Below are 24,644 nucleotides of genomic sequence, written 5' to 3'. Positions count from 1 at the left end.
CAGACAGAGAGAATTCAAAAATATTGATCTGAAAAATTAGAATTTTTTGATAATAATGTATTGGTTAAAAGATTTAAAAATTATTAAGAATAAGTCAAAAAATTAAAATAATGGGTTATAAAAAAGGAGTTGAGAACATAGTTCGCAACTCCTTTTCAATTGAATTATATAGAAAAAAGTTTACTTAACTGCTTCTGCACCTTTGTTTAAAGCTTCTCTGTTCATAGGAACAAATTTAGCCTTGTTCTCACCGAATACTTTTACGAAAGCTTGTAAAACACTATCCTGCTCTACAGTTTTAGTAAGTTCTAAGAAAGCTCCTAACATAACCATGTTAGCTGCTTTAATAGTTCCACAAGATTCAGCAATTGCATTTGCATCGATATAATATGCATCTATATCAGTTCTAGTTGCTTTTTCTTTGATTAAAGATGAGTTGATAAGTACTTTCCCCCCAGAAACTACATCTACTTCAAATTTATCTAAAGAAGGTTTATTCATAGCTATCAAACATGTAGCATCTCCGACAACTACAGGTGATCCAATAAGACCATCAGAGACGATAACACCACAGTTAGCGGTTCCCCCTCTCATTTCAGGACCATAAGATGGTAACCATGAAACTTGTTTCTCTTCTATCATTCCAGCATATGCTAATAATTGACCTAAAGACATTACACCTTGTCCACCAAATCCAGCAGCGATTACTTTCTCATTCATTATTTATCCCCTCCTTGAGGAGTTCTGATATTACCTAATGGGTAATATGGAATCATATTTTCTTCTAACCATTTTAACGAGTCAACAGGAGTCATTCCCCAGTTTGTAGGACAAGTAGATAATATTTCTACAATTCCAAAACCTTCACCATTTATTTGCATTTCAAAAGCTTTTTTAATAGCAGCTTTAGTTTTTCTAACACCGGCCGGGTTGTGAACAGTACATCTTTCTACGAATTTAGCACCATCTAAAGTAGCCAACATCTCGGATACTCTCATAGGCATTCCAACTTTTTTAGGATCTCTGCCTAATGGAGCTGTAGTAGCTTTTTGACCTACTAAAGTAGTAGGAGCCATTTGTCCACCAGTCATTCCATAGATGGCATTGTTGATAAATATAGTTGTGAATCTTTCTCCTCTGGCAGCAGCATGAACGATTTCAGCAGCACCGATAGAAGCTAAATCTCCATCCCCTTGATAAGTAAATACCACTTTATCAGGATGAACTCTTTTTATACCAGTAGCTACAGCAGGAGCTCTTCCATGGGCAGCTTGCTGAACGTCACAGTTAAAATATTTATATGCAAGTACAGAACAGCCTACTGGTGCAACACCGATAGTTTCTCCTAATACTCCTAATTCTTCTAAAACTTCTCCAACTAATCTATGAGTAATTCCATGGGTACATCCAGGACAGTAGTGAGTTTTTGTATCCACAAGTCCTTTTGTTTTTTTGAAAACAACTGCCATTATTTAGCACCTCCAACAAGTTTCTTAACTGCTTCTACAACATTTTCAGGAGTTGGGATAACTCCACCAGTTCTTCCAAAGAATGCAGTAGGTAATTTACCATTTAAAGATAATCTAACATCTTCAATCATTTGTCCTCTACTCATTTCAACTGTTAATACAGTAGTTGTAGTAGAATCAATATGATCAAATGCTTTCTTAGGGAATGGCCATAATGTAATTGGTCTAATTAATCCAACTTTAATTCCATCTTTTTCTAAGGTATCGATAGCATTTTTTACAATTCTAGAAGTAGTTCCATAAGCTGCGATTACTATTTCAGCACCTTCTAGCTTATATTCTTCCCATCTACATTCATTTTTTTCCATTAAGTTAAATTTTTCTTCTAATCTAAGAATATGATCTTCTAAATCTTGAGCTTCTAAGAATAGTGAGTTGATAACATTAGGTTTTCTCTTTTCTTTAGTTCCATCAGTTGCCCAAGTTTTTTTCTCTAATTTTCTATGAGGCACATCTTTAAATTCAACAGGCTCCATCATTTGACCGATCATACCATCAGCTATTACCATAACTGGAGTTCTATATTGGTCAGCTACGTCGAATGCTTCTTGGATTATATCAACTGTTTCTTGAATAGATGCAGGTGCATATACTGGCATGAAGTAATCTCCATTACCTCCACCTTTAACTGACATGAAGTAATCAGATTGAGCAGGTTGAATCCCTCCTAAACCAGGACCCCCTCTCATCATGTTTACTATAACAGCTGGTAATTCTGCTCCAGCTAAGTAAGATATACCTTCTTGCTTAAGTGCCATACCGGGTGAAGAAGAAGATGTCATTACTCTTGCTCCGCATCCTGCAGCACCGTAAACCATGTTTATGGCAGCTACTTCAGATTCAGCTTGGACGAATTCTCCTCCAACTTCAGGTAATTTCTTAGACATATATTCTGGAATTTCATTTTGTGGTGTGATAGGATAACCGAAGAAATATTTACATCCAGCTTTAATAGCTGCTGCTCCAACTGCTTCGTTACCTTTCATAAGTACTTTAGACATTATTTAGTCCCCCTTTATTAATTTCTTTCAACTGTGATAACAGAATCTGGACACATAAGACCACATTGAGCACAACCGATACATTTATTCTTATTTGCTTCACTTACATGAGCTGGGTTATACCCTTTTGAGTTTGTAGTAGTTCTATCTAATTCAATTATTTTAACTGGACAGACAGACACACACAGTTGACAACCTTTGCAACGATCTTGATTAAAACTAACCATTCCTTTAGCCATTCTAAACCTCCTAATTTGTATTTATACGGGGTAGGATAAGACACTACCTTTACGTTTAACTTGCTTTTAGCTCATCCAATCCTCTCTCATTATTAGAGAGGTAGTGATACAGATATCTTTTAATTCCTGAGGCAGTTGTTTTGCTACTTCCTCGATACACGATATATATTTAATTGGAAGATTCAATTCTTTTGAAACTTCCTCAGAAACTCTTTGACCAAACAAAACATCTTCTAAAGTAGTATTTTTCATCATATGAGTATTGTTTATTAATCCAGTAACTGTAAGCCCAGTAGTTTCCTCAATAGCTTGTAAGTGAGATATAACATCTGTAGCATTCTGTGTTTCAGGTCTATAAGCATTGATAACAAAGAACATGTCATAATCGTCAGATCTCATACCTTGGGATTGAGATGCCAAAGCTCGAGCGCCTACATTATCTCCCCCAACATCTAAAATCAAGTTCCACTCATTACCTACGATCAATGTTCCTACTTCTCCACTGACAGCAGGAAGATCAAGAGCTGTTCCGTCTAGAGAGCTATATATAACTTTGATGCCTTTCTCTCTTAAAATTTCAGCTTTGTCTCTGCTTCTAAAATATGGATTAACAACATCCATATCAGCTATGGCAACTTTATCTTGAGAGGCCTTAAGAGCTAAAGAATAGTTTACTGCAAATTCAGTTTTTCCACTTCCGTAGTGACCACAAATAATTCTAATTCTATTATCTTTTAGCATTTTGAACTCCTAAGTTACTATATTTTCAGTACATATAATTAATTATACTTTAAAAATGATGCAAAAGTCAACAACAAAAAGCTTTTTTTGATCTTAATTAGAATTGAAATAGGATATAGTGTTTTGATAACATACGGTTATTACAGACTTAGCCTAGCTTTTATAAAGGAATCGTAGAAGTTGAATTTTTTATTATCCCATTGGAAAGATAATTTTTTAATTTTTTCATTGACATAAAATTTAAAAATTGTATACTTTAAGTAGCAATAATATAAAAAAAATGGAGGTAAGATTATGTCAAAAAGATATATTCACACGGAAAATGCACCAGCTGCATTAGGACCATATTCACAAGCGGTAGAAGTAAACAGAACATTATATGTTTCAGGACAAATCCCATTCGTACCAGCTACAATGGAATTAGTATCTGAAGATGTACAAGAGCAAACGAAACAATCATTAGAAAATATAAAGGCTATTCTTATTGAAGCTGGATATTCTTTATCAGATGTAGTAAAGGCTGGAGTTTTCATCAAAGATATGAATGATTTTGGAAAGATCAACGAGATCTATGCACAATACTTTACAGATACAAAGCCTGCTAGAGCTTGTGTAGAAGTAGCTAGATTACCAAAAGATGTTAAAATCGAGATCGAAGTAATCGCAGTAAAATAATTAAAATAATTGATAAAACTTTAGGGGAATCTTCGGATTTCCCTATTTTTATTATTATTTTATTATGATGAAGTGAAAAGAGGAAGAGTTAGAATGAGAACTCCTATTAAAATAAGGAAAATTCATGGAAAAAATATTTATAGAAATTATAAATATTAATAGTATAAAAGATGTATAGAATATATTTAATACTAAAAACTAAAGTCTTTTCATTAGGAATATTCATATTTTATTAAGATTATTCTAATATTTAAATACTTTATTATAGCGCAAAAGATGTTAAAATTCTAACTATTAATTAAATCAAGACTAAATTTAAGTTGTATTTAACTAAAATAAAAAATAAAATTTTTAAAACTAAAGGAATTATAGTATTACATTATTACATTATTACATTATTACATTAGTACATTAGTACATTAGTACATTATTACATTATTACATTAGTACATTAATACGTAAAACATTTATGCTAAGAAAATAAAACTAGGGAGGCAGCAATGAAGAAAAAATTATTAATACTAGGAGTGGTGGCAGCGTTATTATTTACAGGCTGTGGAGGATCAGATAAAGAAACAACAGGAACAACTGAAGGGAAAGGTAAGCTGACAACTTTTGTAATGGGATCATCAAATTTTAATGGGGACTTTTATGATGGGTGGACAAATTCGGTATATGATGCAAATATCAGAAGATTAGTTTGGGGTGGGGGACTTTTATCACCAACAGATAATGGGGGGCTGATTCTGGCTTCATTCGTAGAGAGTAAGATATTGTCAAAATCAGATCCGTCCAAAGAGACTGAAGATATATGGACATTTAAGATTAAAGACGGAATGAAGTTCTCAAATGGAGATCCATTGACTGCCAAGGATATAAAGTTTACATATGATTTCTATATGGATAAAGATGCACTGTCAGCTACAGGAGGTACAAGTAGTTTAACTCAATATATTGACAGAATAGAATTGGATGAAGCTGATAATACTGTAATGTTTTATTTAAAGAATATAATGTATACACTAGGTTCTTCTGTATTTTCTGAATCTATTTTAGATTCAACTAACATAACGGCAGGAGCAGAAAAAGACGGGATAACTCCTCAACAGTGGGTAAAAGCTAATATGTCTACTCCGATAGGATATGGACCGTATAAGATCGATAAATATATAGAATCACAATATGTAAAATTATCTATAAACGAAAACTATCAAGGGAACTTTGAAGGGGATAAACCCAGTATAGATATTCTTATTGTTCAGAATATACCAGAGGAAACTAAGATAACTCAATTGGTTACTGGAGAGATAGATGGTCTTACAAATATTGGAAGAGAGGAAAATGTGGACGCAGTATTAGGAGAGACATCAACAATGTCAACTAATAACTATTTCCGTCATGGTGGGGGACAAATCACATTTCATTCTGATTTTGGACCGGTACAATTGCCAGAAATAAGAAAGGCTTTTGCCTATGAATTTGACAGAATTAAATTTAGAAATATTTTCTTAGGAAAATATGGAGTTTCATCCAATGCACCATACTCTAGAAATATGTGGATGATGTATGAGAAGGGTGAAAAATTAGGAACAGAAGGTAAGTTTGAAAAATCATTGACAAGTTATGATGTTTTAGATGCAGATGGTAATTGGGATGAAGGAGCTAACTTGACAAAAGCAAAGAAGTTATTGGATCAGGCTGCAACTAAAACAGATGGATTATATGCAAAATTAACCAAGGATGCAGATGGGACTTATCTATGGGAAGGAAAGGCACTTACTCTTAATCTGGCTATCACATCAGCATGGACAGATGCAATCAACCTTACTCTGACTAAAGAAGTTCAAGATAAATTCGGAATTAAGATCAATATAGACTCTATGGATTGGTCTATCATGGCCGATAACTTATATGGAAATGCAGCTTTAAGTGAAAGAAAATACCATATGTTTACAGGTGGAACTTCTTACAGTATTGAGTATGATCCATATGCTAACTGGTCTAGTACAAAGATCTTACCATTTGGAAAAGGATCGTCAAGTAATAGTGCAAGATATGTTGGGGATGAAAAATTACTTGATGAGATTAGATTCTCTAACCCATCAACTGATGAAGGGACTGCTAGTTACAAAGCTAACTGGAGAACATGGATTGTGGAAGTTAATAAAGATCTGCCTTTATTACCGCTGTACTCAAATAATTACTACGATGCTTACACAAATAAAGTAGAAAATTTTGAAACAAACGCTTTATGGCAATGGCCTTACGCAATAATAAAAGCAGATTTCATAAATTAATAAATAGAAAAAAATAAATAGAATAAAATGAGCAGAGCATAGTTTCTGCTTATTTATTGGAGGTAAATGTGGAAAATGAAAAACAACAAGGAAAACTAAGAACTATATTTGATACAATATTTCCTTATATAAAATACATAGGCAACAGGTTGTTGCATCTGCTGCCGGTTGTAATTATAATTTCAATAGTTATCTTTACATTGATACAGCTTATGCCTGGAGACCCAATCTTGGCTATGATCAATCCGGAAACAACTGCTAATATGACAGAGGAAGAAAGGATAGCATATATAGAAACTATGAGAAAAGTATTGGGGTATGATAAGCCTGTTATAGTGAGATATTTTTTATGGTGGAGAGATGTGTTGACCGGTAACTTTGGTTATTCTGTGGCGCTTAATAAACCCATCAATGAATTTATAGGAAGCTACATTATGAACTCATTTAAGGTCAATATTGTAGGCTTTGTTATCGCTTTTTTAATTGCTATACCTATTGGAGTTAAATCAGCAGTAAAGAAAAATACAAGGTACGATAAGATTGTAACTGTGGTATCTATGGTAGGAATCTCCCTTCCTTCATTCTTTATAGCGTTATTATTAGTATTGTTGTTTTCTGCAGTACTCCGAATCCTGCCGTTTTCTGGAATGATAGATCCTAGAGGAGTGAGGCCTGAGTATATGTATTATATCCTGCCGGTTTCAGTAATAGTACTCTCATCTCTTGCAAGTTTAATCAGATATATAAGAAATGCCATGATTGAAGTGTTGAAGGCTGACTATATCAGAACTGCCAGAGCAAAAGGCTTAAGTGAAAAAGTGGTTATTTATAGGCATGCTTTTAAAAATGCATTGATTCCTGTGATTACAATCATAGGATTCTGGATACCTGCATTATTTGGCGGGTCTATCATCGTAGAGAAAATATTTGCGTGGCCAGGAATGGGTCTTTTGATGAACCAGGCATATCAATTTAAAGACAGGGGAGTTCTAGCGACTGTATTGTTATTCTTTGCAGTGTTAACACTTTTTGCAAATCTCTTTGTTGATGTGGGTTATGCACTGGTAGATCCTAGAATAAAAGCAAGGAGGATAAAATAATGAGTAATAACGATAAATTAAGTAAAGAGCATGAAAAAATTATTTCTCCTACAAGACAGATAATGGATAAATTTAAACACAATAGATTGGCTATGGTAGGACTTGTTTCCTTTGGAGTGTTGTTATTAGTCATAGTGGGAGCTCAAATTTATGTTCATCTAACTAACTATGATCTGGCTCATGTAGATATATCGAAAAAATATATGAAACCTAGTATGCAGCATCTGTTTGGAACAGATGCACAGGGAAGAGACCTGTTTCTTAGAGTATTAGCAGGGGGATGGATCTCGATCCAAGTGGGACTTTTATCGACTATATTATCTATCGTGTTAGGGGTATCTATAGGAGCTACAGCAGGTTTCTTCGGCGGAAAGGTAGATACCTTAATTATGAGGGGAACAGAGATCGTTTCATCATTCCCATTTTTAGCTATAGCAATGACTATCTCAGCTATATTTATGGATTTAGATGCTCAACTCAGGTTATATTTAATAATATTTATTCTGGGATTTTTAAGATGGACTGGATTAGCCAGGATGGTCAGGGGTCAGATCTTATCCCTGAGAGAACAAGAATTTATAGTTGCCACAAGAGCATTGGGGATCAGTAGTTACAACCAAATAACTAAACATTTGATTCCCAACGTACTGACATATGTAATTGTAAGTGGAACGTTGACCTTTGCAGGAGCCATACTTACAGAATCATCCCTATCATATTTAGGACTATCAGTTACAGAACCCACTCCCACATGGGGGAGACTTATCAGTCTATCTGCCAAGAATTCAATTATAATGACAAATTATTGGTGGACTTGGATCTTCCCGGGATTGGCATTATTTATTCTAATCATGAGTATCAATGTAATTGGTGAAGGTCTAAGAGATGCTGTGGATCCAAAATCTCAGTATGTAACTAAGGAACAGAGGATAAGACTTAAAGAGAAGAGGAAAAGAGAAAAAGAAAGACAAAAAAGAAGAAAATTAGCAAAGGCGGCGATGTAGATGAAAACACAAGAAAACTTACTTGAAATAAGAAATCTGCATACTTATTTCTTTACCAATAAAGGGACTATAAAGGCAGTAAATGGTGTAGATATGGAGATTCAAAGAGGTAAAACTCTGGGAGTTGTAGGAGAATCGGGATCAGGAAAATCAATAACTTCATTCAGTATATTAAGACTTATAGAAGACCCGGGTGATATTGTGGACGGAAGTATAATGTTTGATGGGCAGGAATTATTAGATTATACAGAGGATGAGATGAGGAGTATCAGGGGAAATGAAATATCTATGATATTCCAAGAGCCTATGACCAGTCTGAACCCGGTATTAAAGATAGGGGAACAATTAGGAGAACCGTTGATCCTCCATCAAGGGATGAATAAAAAACAAGCTTGGGCAAGATCGGTAGAACTCCTAAGAGAGGTGAAAATACCTGAACCTGAAGGGGTAGTGCATAACTATCCCCATCAATTATCAGGAGGGATGAGACAAAGGGTAATGATTGCCATGGCATTAGCTTGTGAGCCAAAACTACTTATAGCTGATGAACCGACAACTGCCTTGGATGTAACTATTCAGGCACAGATATTCAATCTTATGAATGACCTGAAGAAAAAACATAATACAGCTATATTATTTATAACTCATGACTTAGGAGCTATAGCAGAATTAGCTGATGATGTAGTGGTAATGTATACAGGAGAAGCGGTGGAGAAAGCTCCGGTGGAGATTTTATTCTCAAAAATTTCAAAGTTCTCTCATCCATACAAGGAAGGATTATTAAATTCCATCCCTAAATTAAATGAAGAAGTGGTATACTTAGATCAAATAGACGGAAGTGTACCACACCCGCTGAACCTTCCGATAGGTTGCAGGTTTGCACCTCGTTGTAAGTTTGCTACTCAAAAATGTATAGATAAAAAACCAAATCTTGTAGAGGTAGAGGAAAATCATCTGATCAGGTGTTTCTATCCAAATAAGGAGCAGAGAGATGAAAAATAGAAAAATAATATTAGAAACTAAAAATTTAAAACAATATTTCCCTACGGGAAAAAGAAAAAATGGTGAAAGATTGTTTGTTAAAGCAAATGATGGGATAGATCTGGTGATCTATGAAGGGGAAACTATAGGAATCGTAGGAGAATCAGGCTGTGGGAAGTCTACATTTGGAAGAAGTCTGCTTAAACTGTACACTCCAACAGCAGGAAAAATCATCTATGACGGGAGAGATATAACCGATCTGTCGGTCAAAGAGATGATCCCTCTAAGGCGTGAGATGCAGATCATATTCCAGGATCCATATTCATCGCTAAACCCCAGGATGACAGTGGGGAATATAATCGGGGAAGCTCTTGTAGAACATAAGATATATAAAGCCGGGTCGAAGGAACTGGAAACATATGTAAAAAAAATAATGAAAACTTGTGGGCTGGACGACTATATGATCTACAGATTTCCTCATGAATTTTCAGGAGGACAAAGGCAAAGAATCGGGATAGCTAGATCACTGGCACTAAAACCTAAATTTATCGTCTGTGATGAAGCTGTATCAGCACTAGATGTATCTATTCAATCCCAGGTAATTAACCTATTGAATGACTTAAAAAAGGAATTCGGGATGTCATATCTCTTTATATCTCATGATCTGTCAGTAGTGAAACATATCTCTGATAGGATAGGGGTAATGTATCTGGGGAATATGGTAGAACTGGCTCCTAAAAAAAATCTATATGCAACTCCTCAACATCCATATACTAAGGCACTGTTATCTTCAATCCCGGAAACAGACCTAGAGATCATAAAGAATAGAAAGAGAATTGTATTGGAGGGAGATATCCCATCAAATGTAACTCCTCCAGCTGGATGTAAGTTTCACACAAGATGTCCCGTAGTCAAGGATATCTGTAAGGTAGAAGTTCCTAAATGGGAAGAGGTATCAGAGGGTCATTTTGTAGCTTGTCACTATAAGGGTGCCGAACTTGTTTAAGGATAAAGAAAAAGGGACTATGGAAGATCTCATTTCTAAAAAAGAAAAACTTAGACGGGAAGATGATGAATTAAAAAAATTGATAGATGAAACGGAATTTGAAAAAAATGATGCTAAAGCATTGATAATTGCAGCATTAACTACTATTTTACCGGTAGTTTTAATAGCTTGTTTATTATTTTATCTGCTTATGAAATTTATATTTAAATTTTAAAGAGATAGATATAAAAAAGGAGCTTATCCATCTTAGAGTGGATAAGTTCTGTTTTGTTATACAAGGGGAGGAAAGATGAATAATTGGAATTTAGATAGGTTATACCCATCGTTCGAATCGGAAAAATTTAAAGCTGATTTAGTGAAATTAGATGAAAATATAGCCGAATTAAACAGCTATAAAGATAGATTAGATGATAGTGCGGAAACTGTAGAAGGATATTTAAAAACTTTGATAAAATCTGCAACTCTATACAGAACTTTAGGAGCATTTTCATCTCTAACAAAATCCACAAATACATCTGATTCAAATGCAATAAAATATATAAATTTATTGTCGAATAAATATTCAGAGACAACAGAGGTAGAAACTAGAGCAAAAAAATGGATAGCAAATTTAGATATCGATGCGATAATAAAGAAAAGTGAATTTTTAAAAGAACATGAATTTTATTTAAGACAAATAAAAGAAAGTGATAGATATACTTTGGATGAAAAAACAGAGTTATTACTCTCTAAATTAGGTCAAACAGGTGCGACAGCCTGGAGTAACCTACATGGGGCTCTTACTTCGACACTGGATGTAGAAATAGAATTAAACGGCGAAAAAAAAGTTATAACTTTATCAGAAGTAAGGAGTTTAGCTCATGATAAAGATTCAAAAATAAGAAAAACAGCATTTGAAGCCGAATTAAAAGCATATGAAAAAATAGAAAAATCAATAGCCTCTTCCCTTAATTCTATAAAGGGAGAAGTCAACACTATAAATGACCTAAGAGGTTATGAAACACCCATCTCAAAAACATTGGAAGATTCCAGGATGACGCAAAAAACACTGGATGCATTATTAGATGCAATCAGAGAATACCTGCCATATTTTAGAAAATATTTAAAGAGAAAGGCTAAGATATTAGGGTATGAGAATGGGTTACCTTTTTATGAACTGTTTGCTCCAATTGGTAGTGCAGATAAGAAATTTACCATAGAGGAAGCCCAGACTTATGTATTGAAAAACTTTGGCTCATTTTCTCCTAAATTAAGGGGAGTAGCAGAGAGAGCATTCGATGAAAATTGGGTGGATTATTCTCCTAAAAAAGGAAAGGTAGGGGGAGCATTTTGTGCTAATATTCCACCGATTAAACAAAGTAGAATATTGCATAATTTTACTGGGACTTTCTCCGGAGTGCTGACTCTGGCTCATGAATTGGGACATGCATATCACGGTGACTGTATATTTGATCAAAGTATCTTGAATACTAACTATACCATGCCTGTAGCAGAGACGGCATCTATCATGTGTGAAACTATAGTGATGAAAAACGCACTTATAGATGCTACTAAAGAGGAAAAGATCTTCTTATTAGAAAGTTCTTTAGAAGGGATAACTCAAGTAGCAGTGGATATATTGAGTAGATATATATTCGAAGAAACAGTATTTGATAAAAGAAAGGATAGTATCTTAAGCCCAGAAGAATTAAAGGAAATTATGATAGAAGCACAGAAAGAATCTTATGGTGATGGATTAGACCCGGAAAATTTACACCCGTATATGTGGGTAAATAAAGGTCATTATTATAGACCTGGCCTAAGTTTTTATAACTTTCCATATGCCTTTGGAGCTTTATTCGGCAGAGGATTATACTCTCAATATTTAAAAGATAAAGAGGCATTTTTACCAAAATATGATAATCTGCTTAAATTAACAGGTCAAAAAAGTGTAGAGGAAGTAGCTCTTCTTGCTGATATAGATGTGACAGATATTAAATTTTGGAGAAGTTCGTTAGATCAAGTCAAAGAAGATGTGGAGTTATTCTTGGAATTAACGAAAGTGTACGAATAAAGAGTTTAAAAAAGGGAGGGAAAAATGTTTTACAAAAAGGAAAATGGATGGAAAGATATTGATGAATCTGTTAAAAAAAATATAATGGATTTTTCAGAGAGATATAAAAATTTTTTAGATACAGCCAAGACAGAGAGGGAAGTAATCACTTATGCTCAAAAGATGGCTGAAGCCAATGGTTTCGTAGATGCAGAATCTGTGGAAATGTTAAAAGCCGGAGACAAGGTTTTCTATAATAATAGAGGGAAAAACCTTATCTTAGCAATTATTGGAAGAGAAGACATTTTAAAGGGAGCTAACTTTGTAGTTTCCCATGTAGATTCTCCTAGATTGGACTTAAAGCAAAACCCACTATATGAAGATGTTGATTTTGCACTTTTAAAAACTCACTACTATGGTGGAATAAAAAAATATCAATGGGCATCTAGAGCGTTATCACTACACGGTGTAGTGGCTTTAAAAGATGGTAGATTAATAAATATAGTTATAGGTGAAGATCCTACGGATCCTGTGTTTATAATTCCTGATCTATTACCTCATTTAGATAAACATGTACAGAGAGATAGAAAAGCTGGTGAAGTATTAAAAGGTGAGGAGATGAATATCATTGTGGGATCTACTCCTACGACTATGAAAGATGGTGATATGAAGGAACACTTTAAGTATACTATCTTAAAAAAATTAAACGATGATTATGGAATAGTGGAAGAGGATTTTGTCTCAGCTGAATTACAGTTAGTGCCAGCAGAGAAAGCCAGAGACATTGGTTTTGACAGAGCCATTGTAGGAGCATATGGTCACGATGACAGAATCTGTGGATATACTTCAAGGATCTCTATGTTTGATTTAAAGGAAATACCTCGAAGAACTTCTATCTGTTACTTAGCAGATAAAGAAGAGGTAGGATCTATGGGATCTACAGGGTTACAATCTAGATACTTAGATTATTTTATGGGAGACATCGTCTACAAAATCCTAGGAGATAAGTTTAATGATCAGATATTAAGAAAAGTGTTATGGAACTCACATGCACTATCATCTGACGTAAATGCTGGTCTTAATCCATTGTTTAAATCTGTTCATGATGAGCAAAATGCAAGTAAATTAGGCTATGGAATAGTTCTTACTAAATATACTGGATCTGGTGGAAAAGATGGATCATCTGATGCAGATGCAGAATATGTAGCGGAACTTAGGTCTATATTTGATGAGGCAAATATCAAATGGCAGACTGGAATGCTTGGAAAGGTAGATGAAGGCGGTGGCGGAACTGTAGCTATGTTCTTGGCTCACTATGGGATTAGAACTATTGATGCAGGGGCTGCACTATTATCTATGCATTCACCTATGGAGTTGGCTTCAAAATATGATGTATATGAAATTTATAGAGCTTATAAGGTGTTCTATAATTTTTAAGGATAGGATTAAAAATAAGAAAAACTGCAGGAGAGTCTCTGCAGTTTTTTTATTATTGAAAAGCCGAGAAAATAAAAGAATCCTGTGCTATAGATTAAAAAAGAAATAGAACGCGGATGTTATCACATACACGGAAAAATCTATGATGATCACAGATTTTTGTTTTAGGTTAAAACCAAGGAAAAAAGCTTCTCTTAGTGCCCTTTCTAGTTTTTTCTTTGTGATCTTAGTGTAAAGGTTTAGGTTTGAAATCTGAGTGATTTGGGGAAACCTGTGTCAAAAAGTAGATTTAAAAACCTCTGTGTAATAGCGGTAGAAAATTATAGGTTGGTGTAAATTGGTGGCAAAAAGTTTTTATAAAAAAAATCCTCAAAGAAAGAAAATGAGGGGGGAGAATAATAAAAAAAAAGTAGGATTAGAAAAATAGGACTTTCGAGGTCTATTTTTTACATTTCTGAGACCCTCTAATCTGTCAAATAAGGATGGTTTAAAAACTTTTTAATGGAAGGGTTAAGACGGATTGCCAAGAACCCGTTTTGATTGATAATAAAGGGCAAATATGATAAAATATAATGTGTAATTATATTGGGTAGGAGATTTGAATTTTATTAAAATTAATCCTTACTTTGGAAGCAATTCGAAGGGATAGAGATTAAGTTGGTTTAGACGATATTCAATTAACTTGGAGGTAAAAAATGGAAAAGATACAGATCACAACGGAATATATTAAATTAGATCAATTATTGAAATGGGCTAACGTAGTAAGCAGTGGATCAGATGCAAAACACATAATTACCGAAGAGATGGTTAAAGTAAATGGTGAGATAGAAACTAGAAGAGGGAAGAAGATCCGTGTAGGGGATATCGTAGAATTTGAAGGTAAAGAAATAGAAGTAATAGCGTAAGAGGTGCCGGTATGCAAATCCTAGATATGAATATGATCAATTTTAGAAACTTAGATGATAAACATTTGGAATTTGATCGTAGATTTAACTTATTTTTAGGTAAAAATGGCCAGGGAAAAACTAGCATATTAGAGGCTATCTATTTTACAGTTACAGGAAAGAGTTTTCGAACCAGTAAAAATAAGGAAATGATAAAATACGGTCGCCATAAGATGGGAGCTTTTGTTAATTACGAAGATAGGATAGCACGAAAATCTGTATCGGTAAAGATAGATGAAAAGAAAAAGGTGTACTCCTATAACAGAAAAAATATTAAGTATGATGAATTTTTGGGTAAATTAAATATTATATCTTTTATACCAGAAGATATAGAGCTTATTGTTGGGTCACCCAGTGTGAGGAGATCATTCTTTGACTATGAGATAGCTCAGGCAGATCCTGAGTACTATCTTTATTTAAAGTCGGTGTCCAAGCTATTAAAATTCAGAAACAAATATCTAAAGAATAGAAAAACTAAGGATCCGATGTTTGAGATATATAACTCGGAGTTTATAAAATATGCATCATTAGTAGTAAAAAAAAGGGTTGATTATATAAAAAATGTTTCGAGATTGTTGTCCTTAAACTATCGAAAGTTATTTGACGGTGAAAAGGAACTGACCCTGGGGTATAAATCTTTTTTAGGAGAACTGAGATCTCCTACTTTGGAGGAGATAGAGGGAAAGATCAAGAAAAGTTATGGTGAGGTAAGGGATCGTGAACTAAGATATGGATATTCCCTTATTGGTCCTCAGAAAGATGATTTTATTTTTTTGTTAGATAATAAGGAAGCTAAATCATATTCATCCCAAGGGGAGAAAAAATCCATAGTATTTGCCTTAAAAATATCTGAAATAGATATGATAATAAAGGAAAAAAAAGAAACACCTATCTTTATAATAGATGATATATCATCTTATTTTGACTCTATAAGGAAGGAAAATATATTGAAATATTTTCAAAAGAGAGAGATCCAATTATTTATTAGTTCTACTTCGGATCTAAAGATAGAAGCTAAAAGATTTCATGTACACAGAGGTGAGATAGATGGTTAAAAATCTAGTAGATGTAAGTGATTTGATGGAAGTAGCCATAACTAAGAGCCGGCTCCTAAAGGAAGGTATCTTAAAATCAGAATGGGATAATATAGTGGGAGAACTCTCTAAAAAAAGTTTTGTTATCTTCTTGAAACAGGGGAAGCTTTTTGTAGGAGTGGAAAATTCTATCTGGATCCAGCAGATGAATTTTCAAAAACAGTCTATCATAAAGAAAATTAATGAATTTTTAGGTGGAGATTATGTAAGTGAGATAGTTTTTAAAATTGGAAGAAAAGACACCAAAGATTATTTTTTGGAAAAAAAAGAAATAGATGAACCTATAGATCTAGACAATGTGACTTTAACTGGTGAAGAATACTTACAGATGGAAGAGGAACTCAGGGGAATTGAAAATGATCTTATAAAAAAACAGACAAAAATTATTTTGGAAAAATCATATAAACGAAAAAAATACTTAAAACTTCATGGGTATAAACAGTGTAAGTGTGGGATTTATTATAGTTCAACGGAACCTATGTGTGTTATATGTATGAATAAAGAAGTTTTAAAATTAGAAGAAACTCTCATGAGAGCATTTAAAAACAAGAAGATGCTTAAATATCCTCAGGCTATAAAAGAGATAGAGACCTTGACAGAAAAGGAGTATAATAGGATAAAATTAAAAAAACTATCCAGGATAAAAAAAGATATAGATATCTATTTAAGGAATAGGAAAGATAATATAGCTTTTGAGCTATCTAAGCTATATTTTACAATAGATTTAGGTGGATTAGAGGATGAATATATAGAGAGAAGAGCAGAGGAATTTATACAATTATTGAAGAAATAAGATTTAGGAGGGTACGTTAGATGAGTAATAATTATGGAGCGGAAGACATAACGGTTTTAGAAGGACTGGAAGCCGTTAGAAAAAGACCGGGAATGTATATTGGAACAACATCTGAGAGGGGATTACACCATCTTGTATGGGAAGTAGTGGATAACTCGGTAGACGAAGCCTTGGCAGGGCACTGTAATAAGATAATTATAAATGTATTGGAAGACAATATAATCGAGGTAATCGATAATGGAAGGGGTATTCCCACAGGAATTCATCCAAAACACGGCAAATCAGCCTTGGAGATCGTATTGACGGTACTGCATGCCGGAGGTAAGTTTGAAAATGATAACTACAAGGTATCAGGAGGACTTCATGGGGTAGGTATCTCAGTGGTAAATGCTCTTTCTGAATGGCTGGAAGTCTATGTAAAGAGAGAAGGGCAGATTTTCCATCAAAGGTTAGAAAGAGGGAAACCTATGTTTGATGTAAAGGTGATAGGAAAAACTGAGGAAACCGGTACCAGAATAGTCTTCAAAGCCGATGATGAGATCTTTGAAACTTTAATCTATAGTTTTGAAACTTTAAAGAATAGATTAAAAGAATTAGCCTATTTAAATAAAAATCTAGAGATAGTACTTACTGACTCTAGAAAAGAGGAAACAGTAGAGGAAATATTAAAGTTTGATGGTGGTATAATCGATTTCTTAGGTGAGTTAGAAGAGGGGAATGAAAAATTAATCAAAGAACCTATCTATATGAAAGGAGAGGCCGAAGGGGTAATTGTAGAGATTGCCATGACTTATACAACAAAACAAAGGGAGAGTATATTTTCATTCGTTAATAATATAAATACCCATGAGGGGGGAACCCATGTAAGTGGATTTAGAACCGCTCTTACACGTGTAATAAATGATGTAGCTAAAACTATGGGTCTTGTAAAAGAAAGAGATGGAAATTTTCAAGGTAGTGATATCAGAGAAGGAATGACAGTTATTTTATCTTTAAAGGTGCCAGATCCACAATTTGAGGGACAGACTAAGACAAAATTAGGAAGTTCAGAAGTTACCAGCATAGTTTCTGGGATTGTAGGTAAATATTTAAAGATGCATTTAGAGGATACTCCTGCAGATGCTAGAAATGTAATTGAGAAGATCTTGATGTCTAAAAGAGCAAGGGAAGCATCCAAAAAAGCAAGAGAATTGGTAATGAGAAAATCAGCCTTAGAAGTGGGATCATTACCAGGAAAACTTGCAGACTGTTCATCTAAAAACCCTGAAGAATGTGAAGTCTACATCGTAGAGGGAGATTCAGCAGGGGGATCGGCAAAGCAAGGAAGAGACAGACACACTCAGGCTATCTTGCCACTGAGAGGAAAAATATTAAATGTAGAAAAAGCTGGATTACATAGAGCTTTAGAAAATACAGAGGTAAGAGCTATGATCACAGCATTTGGTGCTGGATTTAATGATGAGATGAATCTTGAGAAATTAAGATACCATAAGATCATAATCATGACCGATGCCGATGTAGATGGAGCTCATATCAGAACTTTAATTTTAACGTTCCTATTTAGATATATGCACGATCTAGTAGCCAATGGAAATATATATATCGCTCAACCTCCGTTATTTAAGATAACAGCTGGCAGATCGATACAGTATGCTTATACGGACAAACAGATGAAGAGTGCAACCGATCTGCTAAATGCAGAGAATAGAAGATTTACTCTTCAAAGATACAAAGGATTAGGAGAGATGAACCCTGATCAGCTATGGGAAACAACGATGGATCCAGATACAAGAACACTATTACAGGTAAGAATAGATGATGCTGTAGAAGCGGATAAGTTATTTGATAAATTAATGGGTGACAAGGTGGAACCTAGAAAGAAATTTATCGAAGAAGGAGCCGAATTCGTTAAAAACTTGGATATATAGGGTTGAAAGTTGTAGAAAAAAATTCACAATAAATAATCAAAAAATAAACTATTAAAGCAAATAAGAAATATATATTCAGAAGAAATGGAGTATTTAGCTTCTTAGAAAAATAAAAAATAGTAAGAGATAGAATTCTTCGAATTCTATCTCTTACAAATAACCTTCCTTCTTCCGATTGTCGAGTATAAAAAAATTATATTTAATAAATATGATTTTTATGATGTCAAGGGAGAGGGTGTCCGATAGGACGGATGAAGATAAATTAATTCAGGAGGATTAGATGTCAAATATAATAACTAGATATATAGAACAAGAGATGAAAGAATCGTATTTGGACTACTCTATGAGTGTAATCATAAGTAGAGCATTACCAGATGTAAAAGATGGGCTGAAACCAGTTCATAGAAGAATTCTGTTTGCTATGAATGAACTGGGAATGACTAGTGATAAACCACATAAAAAATCGGCTAGAATTGTCGGAGAAGTACTGGGTAAGTATCATCCACATGGAGATACGGCTGTTTATAATACTATGGTTAGAATGGCTCAAGAATTTAATTACAGATATGAATTGATTGATGGGCATGGAAACTTTGGATCGATAGATGGAGATTCGGCAGCAGCCATGAGATATACAGAAGCAAGAATGGCTAAAATTACTAAAGAATTATTGGTAGACTTAGATAAAAATACAGTAGATTTCAGAAAAAACTTTGATGATTCATTGGATGAACCTATTGTATTACCTGCGAAATTACCCAATTTATTATTAAATGGAGCAACTGGTATCGCAGTCGGAATGACTACTAATATACCTCCTCATAACCTAGGAGAATTAGTAGATGGAATCCTGGCTGTTATAAATAATAGACTGGAGATAAAAGATAAAAAAGATGAGATTGTAGAAGGGTTTGAAAAAATAAAGGAACTGATTGCTAACTCTACAGAAAAGTTCGATGCAGAGATTGCTTTTGGAAGAATTGAAAAGATGATATCAAGAGCTGACGCATCAGATGAAAATAAATTATTGAATGCCATTGAAAAGATAAAGGCGGTTGTAGAAAAATCTATAGAAGAAAATGATGCGTTGAACCTTAAACTTAAAAAAGAAAAGGAAGCTAGGGAAGAGTCTTTAGAAGTTGAAGAATATACCGAGATACCAAAAGAACTATCATTGACTACTTTTAGAGAGTTAAAAAAGGTAATCTCAGAAGTTTTAGGAGAAGCACCTAGGATAACGTCAAGAGACCTGATTGAATTTATAAGTGGACCGGATTTCCCAACTGGTGGAATAATCGATGGGAAAAAAGGGATCTACGATGCCTATACTACTGGTAGAGGAAGAGTAAGAGTAAGAGGTAAGGTAAAAATTGAAGAGCATAAAAATGGAAAGAGTTCTATAATAATCAATGAAGTCCCATTCCAAGTAAATAAGGCTAGGATGATAGAAAAGATCGCTAATCTTGTAAGGGAAAAAAAGATTACAGGAATAACCGATCTTAGAGATGAATCTGATAGAAATGGTATAAGAGTAGTAATAGAGACTAAGAGGGGAGAAGAACCCGAATTAATCTTAAATAAGCTATATAAATATACTGAGTTACAAAATACATTTGGAATTATTATGTTAGCTTTAGTTGACAATATACCAAAAGTATTAACTCTGAAAGAGACCCTGGATCACTATATCAACCATAGAATTGATGTAGTAACTAGAAGAACTAAGTATGAGTTGGAAAAAGCTGAAAAAAGAACTCATGTCTTGGAGGGATTCAGAATAGCCCTAGACAACATCGGAGAGATAATCAAGATAGTTAGAGGATCAAAAGATGCTAATGTAGCTAAGGAAACTTTAAAAATAGATTACTCATTCAGTGAAACTCAAGCAAGATCGATCTTAGATATGAAATTACAAAGATTAACTGGCTTAGAGAGAGATAAAATAGAAAATGAATTTATTGCTCTAGTAAAAATAATCGAAGAATTAAACTTTATTTTAAACAATGAAAATAAGGTGTATGAGATAATAACAGAAGAATTAGAAGAGATCAAAGAAAATTATTCAGATGAAAGAAGAACTCAAATAGAAGAATCTAGATTAGATATCAATATTGAGGACTTGATTTCCGATGAGAAGGTAATAGTAACTCTGACTAACAAAGGTTATGTAAAGAGGATAAGCCAAGATAAATATAAAGCTCAAAAAAGAGGCGGGAAGGGTGTAAGTAGCCAACATACAGTAGAGGGTGACTTCGTAGAAAATATGTATGCTGCTTCTAACCTCGACACCATGATGATCTATACAGACAGCGGAAAAGTATACAGCTTAAAGGTATATGAAATCCCAGAATTTTCTAAGCAGGCTAGAGGGAAATTAATTGAAAATATGATTAATTTAGGGGAAGGTGAGAAGGTAAGATCTATAATAAAAGTAAGAGATTTTTCTGAAGAACATGAAGTATTCTTCCTGACTAGAAATGGTCTAGTGAAGAAAACTAACCTAAGCCAATTTAAAAATATCAATAAATCTGGTCTACGTGCCATAAACTTAAAAGATGATGATGATTTGATCTTCGTTGGATTAATAGATACCAAAGACAGTAAGGTATTCGTAGCTACAAGATTAGGGTATGCTATAAAATTCCCACAGGATAATGTAAGATCTATGGGAAGAACAGCTACAGGTGTAAAAGGGATCACTCTTCGTCCAGAAGATAAGGTAGTATCAGGAGTAATAGTAGAATGTGAAGACGCTAAAATCCTTACTCTAACTGAAAATGGATATGGGAAAAGAACTAGAATAAGTGGTTATACTAGCCAATCTAGAGGTGGGAAAGGTGTAATCAATATCAGAGTAAATGCTAGAAATGGAAAGGTTGTAGATGTGAAAGCTGTGACTGATGATGAAGAATTATTGGCTATCACTTCAAATGGGGTTGTAATCAGAACTCCTGTAGAAGATATATCTCTAATTGGAAGAGCAACTCAAGGTGTAAAAATAATGAGAGTAGAAGACACAGAACATGTGGTTTCGACTATCAAGGTAAAAAGAAATCTAGAAGAACTCATTGAAGAGGAACTTATGGAGATAGCAGAATAAAAAAATAAGAAAAAAAGGAAAATATATAGTCTTGTAGAAAAACATAAGTACTAAAATGAATTAGAAATAATTAATAATTGATTATTATGGATTATTCAACTGGAGGGGTACTTATGTTAAATAGAATTTTGATTTTATTCGGAAATGAACTTAACAAAAATAATTTACTTGTAACGGGACAGTATTTAAAAGAAAAATACGAGACAGAAGTATACGGGCTATATGTTAGAGACATAAGAAAGTATGAGGTACTCCCTCCGACAGTAGAAGGATTAGCAGTGGATACTTCAGCTAATTTAATGATCAGAGATTGGGAAAAAACAGAAAATATTCAAGTAGAAGAACTAAAGAAAGTATTTAAAAATTATTTTCCAGTAGAACATCTATTGGTAGAAGATGGGGTTCCTCAGGAGATTTTACAAGAAAAAATGTTTGGGTTTGATCTGATAATAGCAGAGAAATCCAATAAGATTACGGATAATCAAAAAGATCTCCTTAGACATCATTATAAACCTGTTCTATTGATTCCTGAAAACAATAGTTTGAAGGTTGAAAAAGTGATAATTGCCAATAGTAAGAGTGAAAGGGTAAACAAATCGGTCTTTGCTTTTTTAAATATGTTTGATAGATCAAATAATTTTACCTCTGTAGCTGTAAATTTAGAGGATGAAACTGATGATGAATTTTCAAAATATATGGAGATAGCAGGAAAAACATTAAATATTTTGGAACTAGAGGGGAAAGCAATAGATATAATTTCTGAAAAGAGTAAAGAATTTGATATTTTAATTATGGGAGATCTTAAACACTCCTTCTTATTGGAGAAACTGACAAGAGATACGGGGTTAAAGTTACTGGAAAATATAGAAATTCCTATCTATATAGGATAATATTTTATACGAGTAAAAAAATTTTTTAGGAGGAGAACTAATGTTCTCCTCCTAAATTAATCTAGACTCTTTCTTCGATTTACGATGTCAAAAGGAAGAGCGAGAAAGGAGTCGTTATGAAAATATTGATAGTATCGGATAGTCATTCAAGGCTAGATAATTTGATAAAAATATGGGAGAAAGAAGTTCCGGATATAGTTATTTCAGCTGGAGACTATAGCAAAGATGCGGAGGAGTTATCATATGTATATGAAAGTTCTAAATATTATATAGTCAGAGGAAACTGCGATTATATGGATCATAATACAGAGGATACTTTGGAGTTTGAACTCTCAGGTAAAAAGATATTTTTGACCCATGGTCACCTATATGGAGTTAAAACAAGCTATGACTATCTAAGGAAGGAAGCTAGGGATAAGGGGACTGATATCTGTATTTTTGGTCATACTCATGTTCCTTATTTAGAGGAAGAAAGAATGATTTTATTTAACCCGGGAGCCGTAAAAGATGGGCTTTATGGGATATTAAACATAAATAATGATGAAATCAATATAGAGCATAAGAAATTATAAACTAAAAAAAAGTATGATAATCATCAAAAATTTGATAAAATACTATGAGATTAATGATATAAGTACCCGTAAAGGGCATCACCAATATACTATTAATTTACTTTATAAATTATAGAATATTGCGAGAAGTTTTTAGGAGGCAAGATGAAAGAGATAATAAACGCTCTAAAGAGTGAAGTAGCTATTAGCTTAACTTCGATAACTAGTGTAAAAGAACTAGAAGATCTAAAGATAGAGATCTTAGGAAAAAAAGGTAAATTGACAGATATTATGAAAGGTATGAGAAATTTATCTAAGGAAGAAAGACCTATTGTTGGTCAATTAGCTAATGAAGTTAGGGATTTTATTACAAATGAAATTGAAACTAAGATGACTGAGCTAAAGGAAACAGAAAAAACAACGAGAATGAATAACGAAACTATAGATATTAGTTTACCAGGAAGAAAAACGGGAACTGGAAGATTACATCCTATAACAGAGACTATGGATTTTTTAAAGGATATCTTTATAGAGATGGGATTTGATGTAGCTGCAGGACCAGAACTAGAGACTACATTTAATAACTTTGATGCATTGAACATACCAGAAGCTCATCCATCGAGAGATCTACAGGATACTTTTTATATCGATGATAATACAGTCCTTAGAACACATACATCGCCTGTACAAATTAGATATATGCAAAATAAAACAGCACCATTTAGAATGGTATGCCCAGGAAAGGTATATAGATCTGATTACGATGTATCTCATACACCGATGTTCCACCAAATGGAAGGATTGATGGTAGGAAAAGATATATCTTTTGCTAACTTAAAAGCGATCTTAACAGAATTTGTAAACAAGGTATTTGGAGAGACTAATATAAGGTTTAGACCTCATTTTTTCCCATTTACAGAACCTTCAGCAGAGATGGACATAGAGTGTGTAATCTGTAAAGGTAAAGGGTGTAGACTCTGTAAAAATACAGGTTGGTTAGAAATAATGGGTTGTGGAATGGTAGACCCTGAAGTGTTAAAAAGTGTGAATTATGATGCAGACGAAATAAGTGGATTTGCATTTGGAATGGGTATAGAGAGAGTTGCGATGTTGAGACATGGTATAGATGATCTAAGAGCATTTTATGATAATGATCTAAGATTCTTAAAGCAGTTTAACTTTTAGTAGACTCTCATCTTTTTATAGATTTCTCTTGTAGGGAGAAGACACATAAAATTATAGGAGTATTAAAATAAAAAAAATTGTCATTAAAAAAAATAGAAAAAATCAACTCTTTCCTTT

The 24,644-nt window shown here is 33.6% G+C and carries 22 protein-coding genes; 17 read left to right on the top strand and 5 right to left on the bottom strand.

The window, feature by feature from the left end; all coding sequences use genetic code 11:
- Positions 1-180: 180 nt before the first annotated feature.
- From V5784_RS09535 to V5784_RS09515, 5 genes are all read right to left on the bottom strand, one after another.
- The gene (locus V5784_RS09535; RefSeq protein ID WP_336888799.1) at positions 181-720 is read right to left on the bottom strand and encodes a 2-oxoacid:acceptor oxidoreductase family protein; all 540 of its coding nucleotides are present in this window, start codon (positions 718-720) and stop codon (positions 181-183) included.
- Positions 720-1,469 carry a thiamine pyrophosphate-dependent enzyme gene (locus V5784_RS09530; RefSeq protein ID WP_336888798.1) on the bottom strand — a complete coding sequence of 250 codons (750 nt, stop codon included), beginning with the start codon at positions 1,467-1,469 and terminating at the stop codon, positions 720-722. The genes V5784_RS09535 and V5784_RS09530 overlap by 1 nt, the downstream gene beginning before the upstream one ends.
- Entirely contained in the window at positions 1,469-2,530 is a 1,062-nt protein-coding gene (locus V5784_RS09525; RefSeq protein ID WP_336888797.1) for a 3-methyl-2-oxobutanoate dehydrogenase subunit VorB, read from the bottom strand. The genes V5784_RS09530 and V5784_RS09525 overlap by 1 nt, the downstream gene beginning before the upstream one ends.
- 17 nt (positions 2,531-2,547) lie before the next feature.
- On the bottom strand, positions 2,548-2,769 hold the full coding sequence (locus tag V5784_RS09520) for a 4Fe-4S binding protein (RefSeq protein ID WP_336888796.1): 222 nt from the start codon (positions 2,767-2,769) through the stop codon (positions 2,548-2,550).
- A gap of 66 nt (positions 2,770-2,835) precedes the next feature.
- Entirely contained in the window at positions 2,836-3,510 is a 675-nt protein-coding gene (locus V5784_RS09515; protein WP_336888795.1) for a hypothetical protein, read from the bottom strand.
- A gap of 294 nt (positions 3,511-3,804) precedes the next feature.
- On the opposite strand from V5784_RS09515, the gene V5784_RS09510 reads away from it, so the two are divergent.
- The 17 genes from V5784_RS09510 (at position 3,805) to pheS (ending at position 24,527) form a co-directional block, all read left to right on the top strand.
- Complete coding sequence (locus V5784_RS09510; protein WP_336888794.1) at positions 3,805-4,185, top strand: RidA family protein; 381 nt, start codon at positions 3,805-3,807, stop codon at positions 4,183-4,185.
- A 500-nt stretch (positions 4,186-4,685) separates the two neighbouring features.
- Positions 4,686-6,482: an ABC transporter substrate-binding protein gene (locus V5784_RS09505; protein WP_336888793.1), complete on the top strand. Its 1,797-nt coding sequence runs from the start codon at positions 4,686-4,688 to the stop codon at positions 6,480-6,482.
- 68 nt (positions 6,483-6,550) lie between these two features.
- The gene (locus V5784_RS09500) at positions 6,551-7,582 is read left to right on the top strand and encodes an ABC transporter permease (RefSeq protein WP_336888792.1); all 1,032 of its coding nucleotides are present in this window, start codon (positions 6,551-6,553) and stop codon (positions 7,580-7,582) included.
- Complete coding sequence (locus V5784_RS09495) at positions 7,582-8,586, top strand: ABC transporter permease (RefSeq protein ID WP_336888791.1); 1,005 nt, start codon at positions 7,582-7,584, stop codon at positions 8,584-8,586. The genes V5784_RS09500 and V5784_RS09495 overlap by 1 nt, the downstream gene beginning before the upstream one ends.
- Positions 8,587-9,588, top strand: a complete 1,002-nt coding sequence (locus V5784_RS09490) for an ABC transporter ATP-binding protein (protein ID WP_336888790.1) — start codon at positions 8,587-8,589, stop codon at positions 9,586-9,588.
- Positions 9,578-10,573 carry an oligopeptide/dipeptide ABC transporter ATP-binding protein gene (locus V5784_RS09485; protein WP_336888789.1) on the top strand — a complete coding sequence of 332 codons (996 nt, stop codon included), beginning with the start codon at positions 9,578-9,580 and terminating at the stop codon, positions 10,571-10,573. The genes V5784_RS09490 and V5784_RS09485 overlap by 11 nt, the downstream gene beginning before the upstream one ends.
- A complete protein-coding gene (locus tag V5784_RS09480; RefSeq protein WP_336888788.1) occupies positions 10,566-10,787 on the top strand; it encodes a hypothetical protein in 222 nt (73 codons plus the stop codon). Before V5784_RS09485 ends, V5784_RS09480 begins: the two co-directional genes overlap by 8 nt.
- A 75-nt stretch (positions 10,788-10,862) precedes the next feature.
- Positions 10,863-12,626 carry a M3 family oligoendopeptidase gene (locus V5784_RS09475; protein ID WP_336888787.1) on the top strand — a complete coding sequence of 588 codons (1,764 nt, stop codon included), beginning with the start codon at positions 10,863-10,865 and terminating at the stop codon, positions 12,624-12,626.
- A gap of 24 nt (positions 12,627-12,650) precedes the next feature.
- Entirely contained in the window at positions 12,651-14,042 is a 1,392-nt protein-coding gene (locus tag V5784_RS09470; RefSeq protein WP_336888786.1) for an aminopeptidase, read from the top strand.
- A 695-nt stretch (positions 14,043-14,737) separates the two neighbouring features.
- The gene (gene yaaA, locus V5784_RS09465; RefSeq protein WP_336888785.1) at positions 14,738-14,947 is read left to right on the top strand and encodes a S4 domain-containing protein YaaA; all 210 of its coding nucleotides are present in this window, start codon (positions 14,738-14,740) and stop codon (positions 14,945-14,947) included.
- An 11-nt stretch (positions 14,948-14,958) separates the two neighbouring features.
- Positions 14,959-16,041, top strand: coding sequence for a DNA replication and repair protein RecF (gene recF / locus V5784_RS09460; RefSeq protein WP_336888784.1), 1,083 nt, complete (start codon positions 14,959-14,961; stop codon positions 16,039-16,041).
- Positions 16,034-16,873, top strand: a complete 840-nt coding sequence (locus tag V5784_RS09455) for a DUF721 domain-containing protein (protein ID WP_336888783.1) — start codon at positions 16,034-16,036, stop codon at positions 16,871-16,873. Before recF ends, V5784_RS09455 begins: the two co-directional genes overlap by 8 nt.
- A 20-nt stretch (positions 16,874-16,893) precedes the next feature.
- Positions 16,894-18,801, top strand: coding sequence for a DNA topoisomerase (ATP-hydrolyzing) subunit B (gene gyrB / locus V5784_RS09450; protein ID WP_336888782.1), 1,908 nt, complete (start codon positions 16,894-16,896; stop codon positions 18,799-18,801).
- A 280-nt stretch (positions 18,802-19,081) separates the two neighbouring features.
- Positions 19,082-21,901: a DNA gyrase subunit A gene (locus tag V5784_RS09445; protein ID WP_336888781.1), complete on the top strand. Its 2,820-nt coding sequence runs from the start codon at positions 19,082-19,084 to the stop codon at positions 21,899-21,901.
- A gap of 113 nt (positions 21,902-22,014) precedes the next feature.
- Complete coding sequence (locus V5784_RS09440) at positions 22,015-22,791, top strand: hypothetical protein (protein ID WP_336888780.1); 777 nt, start codon at positions 22,015-22,017, stop codon at positions 22,789-22,791.
- 116 nt (positions 22,792-22,907) lie between these two features.
- On the top strand, positions 22,908-23,363 hold the full coding sequence (locus tag V5784_RS09435; protein ID WP_336888779.1) for a metallophosphoesterase: 456 nt from the start codon (positions 22,908-22,910) through the stop codon (positions 23,361-23,363).
- A 144-nt stretch (positions 23,364-23,507) separates the two neighbouring features.
- Positions 23,508-24,527 (top strand): phenylalanine--tRNA ligase subunit alpha, encoded by a 1,020-nt coding sequence (pheS, locus tag V5784_RS09430; RefSeq protein WP_336888778.1) that lies wholly within the window; start codon positions 23,508-23,510, stop codon positions 24,525-24,527.
- Positions 24,528-24,644: the final 117 nt, after the last annotated feature.

This window comes from Psychrilyobacter sp., assembly GCF_037132775.1.
GTDB lineage: Bacteria > Fusobacteriota > Fusobacteriia > Fusobacteriales > Fusobacteriaceae > Psychrilyobacter.
The sequence above is the reverse complement of the archived record's forward strand: the minus strand, read 5'-3'. Positions and strand labels throughout refer to the sequence as shown.

Coding starts and splice junctions, on each gene's coding strand:
- V5784_RS09530 (WP_336888798.1), bottom strand. CDS start 1,469: ATGGCAGTTGTTTTCAAAAAAACAAAAGGACTTGTGGATACAAAAACT.
- yaaA (WP_336888785.1), top strand. CDS start 14,738: ATGGAAAAGATACAGATCACAACGGAATATATTAAATTAGATCAATTA.
- V5784_RS09445 (WP_336888781.1), top strand. CDS start 19,082: ATGTCAAATATAATAACTAGATATATAGAACAAGAGATGAAAGAATCG.
- V5784_RS09535 (WP_336888799.1), bottom strand. CDS start 720: ATGAATGAGAAAGTAATCGCTGCTGGATTTGGTGGACAAGGTGTAATG.
- V5784_RS09475 (WP_336888787.1), top strand. CDS start 10,863: ATGAATAATTGGAATTTAGATAGGTTATACCCATCGTTCGAATCGGAA.
- V5784_RS09505 (WP_336888793.1), top strand. CDS start 4,686: ATGAAGAAAAAATTATTAATACTAGGAGTGGTGGCAGCGTTATTATTT.
- V5784_RS09495 (WP_336888791.1), top strand. CDS start 7,582: ATGAGTAATAACGATAAATTAAGTAAAGAGCATGAAAAAATTATTTCT.
- recF (WP_336888784.1), top strand. CDS start 14,959: ATGCAAATCCTAGATATGAATATGATCAATTTTAGAAACTTAGATGAT.
- gyrB (WP_336888782.1), top strand. CDS start 16,894: ATGAGTAATAATTATGGAGCGGAAGACATAACGGTTTTAGAAGGACTG.
- V5784_RS09435 (WP_336888779.1), top strand. CDS start 22,908: ATGAAAATATTGATAGTATCGGATAGTCATTCAAGGCTAGATAATTTG.
- V5784_RS09490 (WP_336888790.1), top strand. CDS start 8,587: ATGAAAACACAAGAAAACTTACTTGAAATAAGAAATCTGCATACTTAT.
- V5784_RS09485 (WP_336888789.1), top strand. CDS start 9,578: ATGAAAAATAGAAAAATAATATTAGAAACTAAAAATTTAAAACAATAT.
- V5784_RS09455 (WP_336888783.1), top strand. CDS start 16,034: ATGGTTAAAAATCTAGTAGATGTAAGTGATTTGATGGAAGTAGCCATA.
- pheS (WP_336888778.1), top strand. CDS start 23,508: ATGAAAGAGATAATAAACGCTCTAAAGAGTGAAGTAGCTATTAGCTTA.
- V5784_RS09510 (WP_336888794.1), top strand. CDS start 3,805: ATGTCAAAAAGATATATTCACACGGAAAATGCACCAGCTGCATTAGGA.
- V5784_RS09470 (WP_336888786.1), top strand. CDS start 12,651: ATGTTTTACAAAAAGGAAAATGGATGGAAAGATATTGATGAATCTGTT.
- V5784_RS09525 (WP_336888797.1), bottom strand. CDS start 2,530: ATGTCTAAAGTACTTATGAAAGGTAACGAAGCAGTTGGAGCAGCAGCT.
- V5784_RS09520 (WP_336888796.1), bottom strand. CDS start 2,769: ATGGCTAAAGGAATGGTTAGTTTTAATCAAGATCGTTGCAAAGGTTGT.
- V5784_RS09515 (WP_336888795.1), bottom strand. CDS start 3,510: ATGCTAAAAGATAATAGAATTAGAATTATTTGTGGTCACTACGGAAGT.
- V5784_RS09440 (WP_336888780.1), top strand. CDS start 22,015: ATGTTAAATAGAATTTTGATTTTATTCGGAAATGAACTTAACAAAAAT.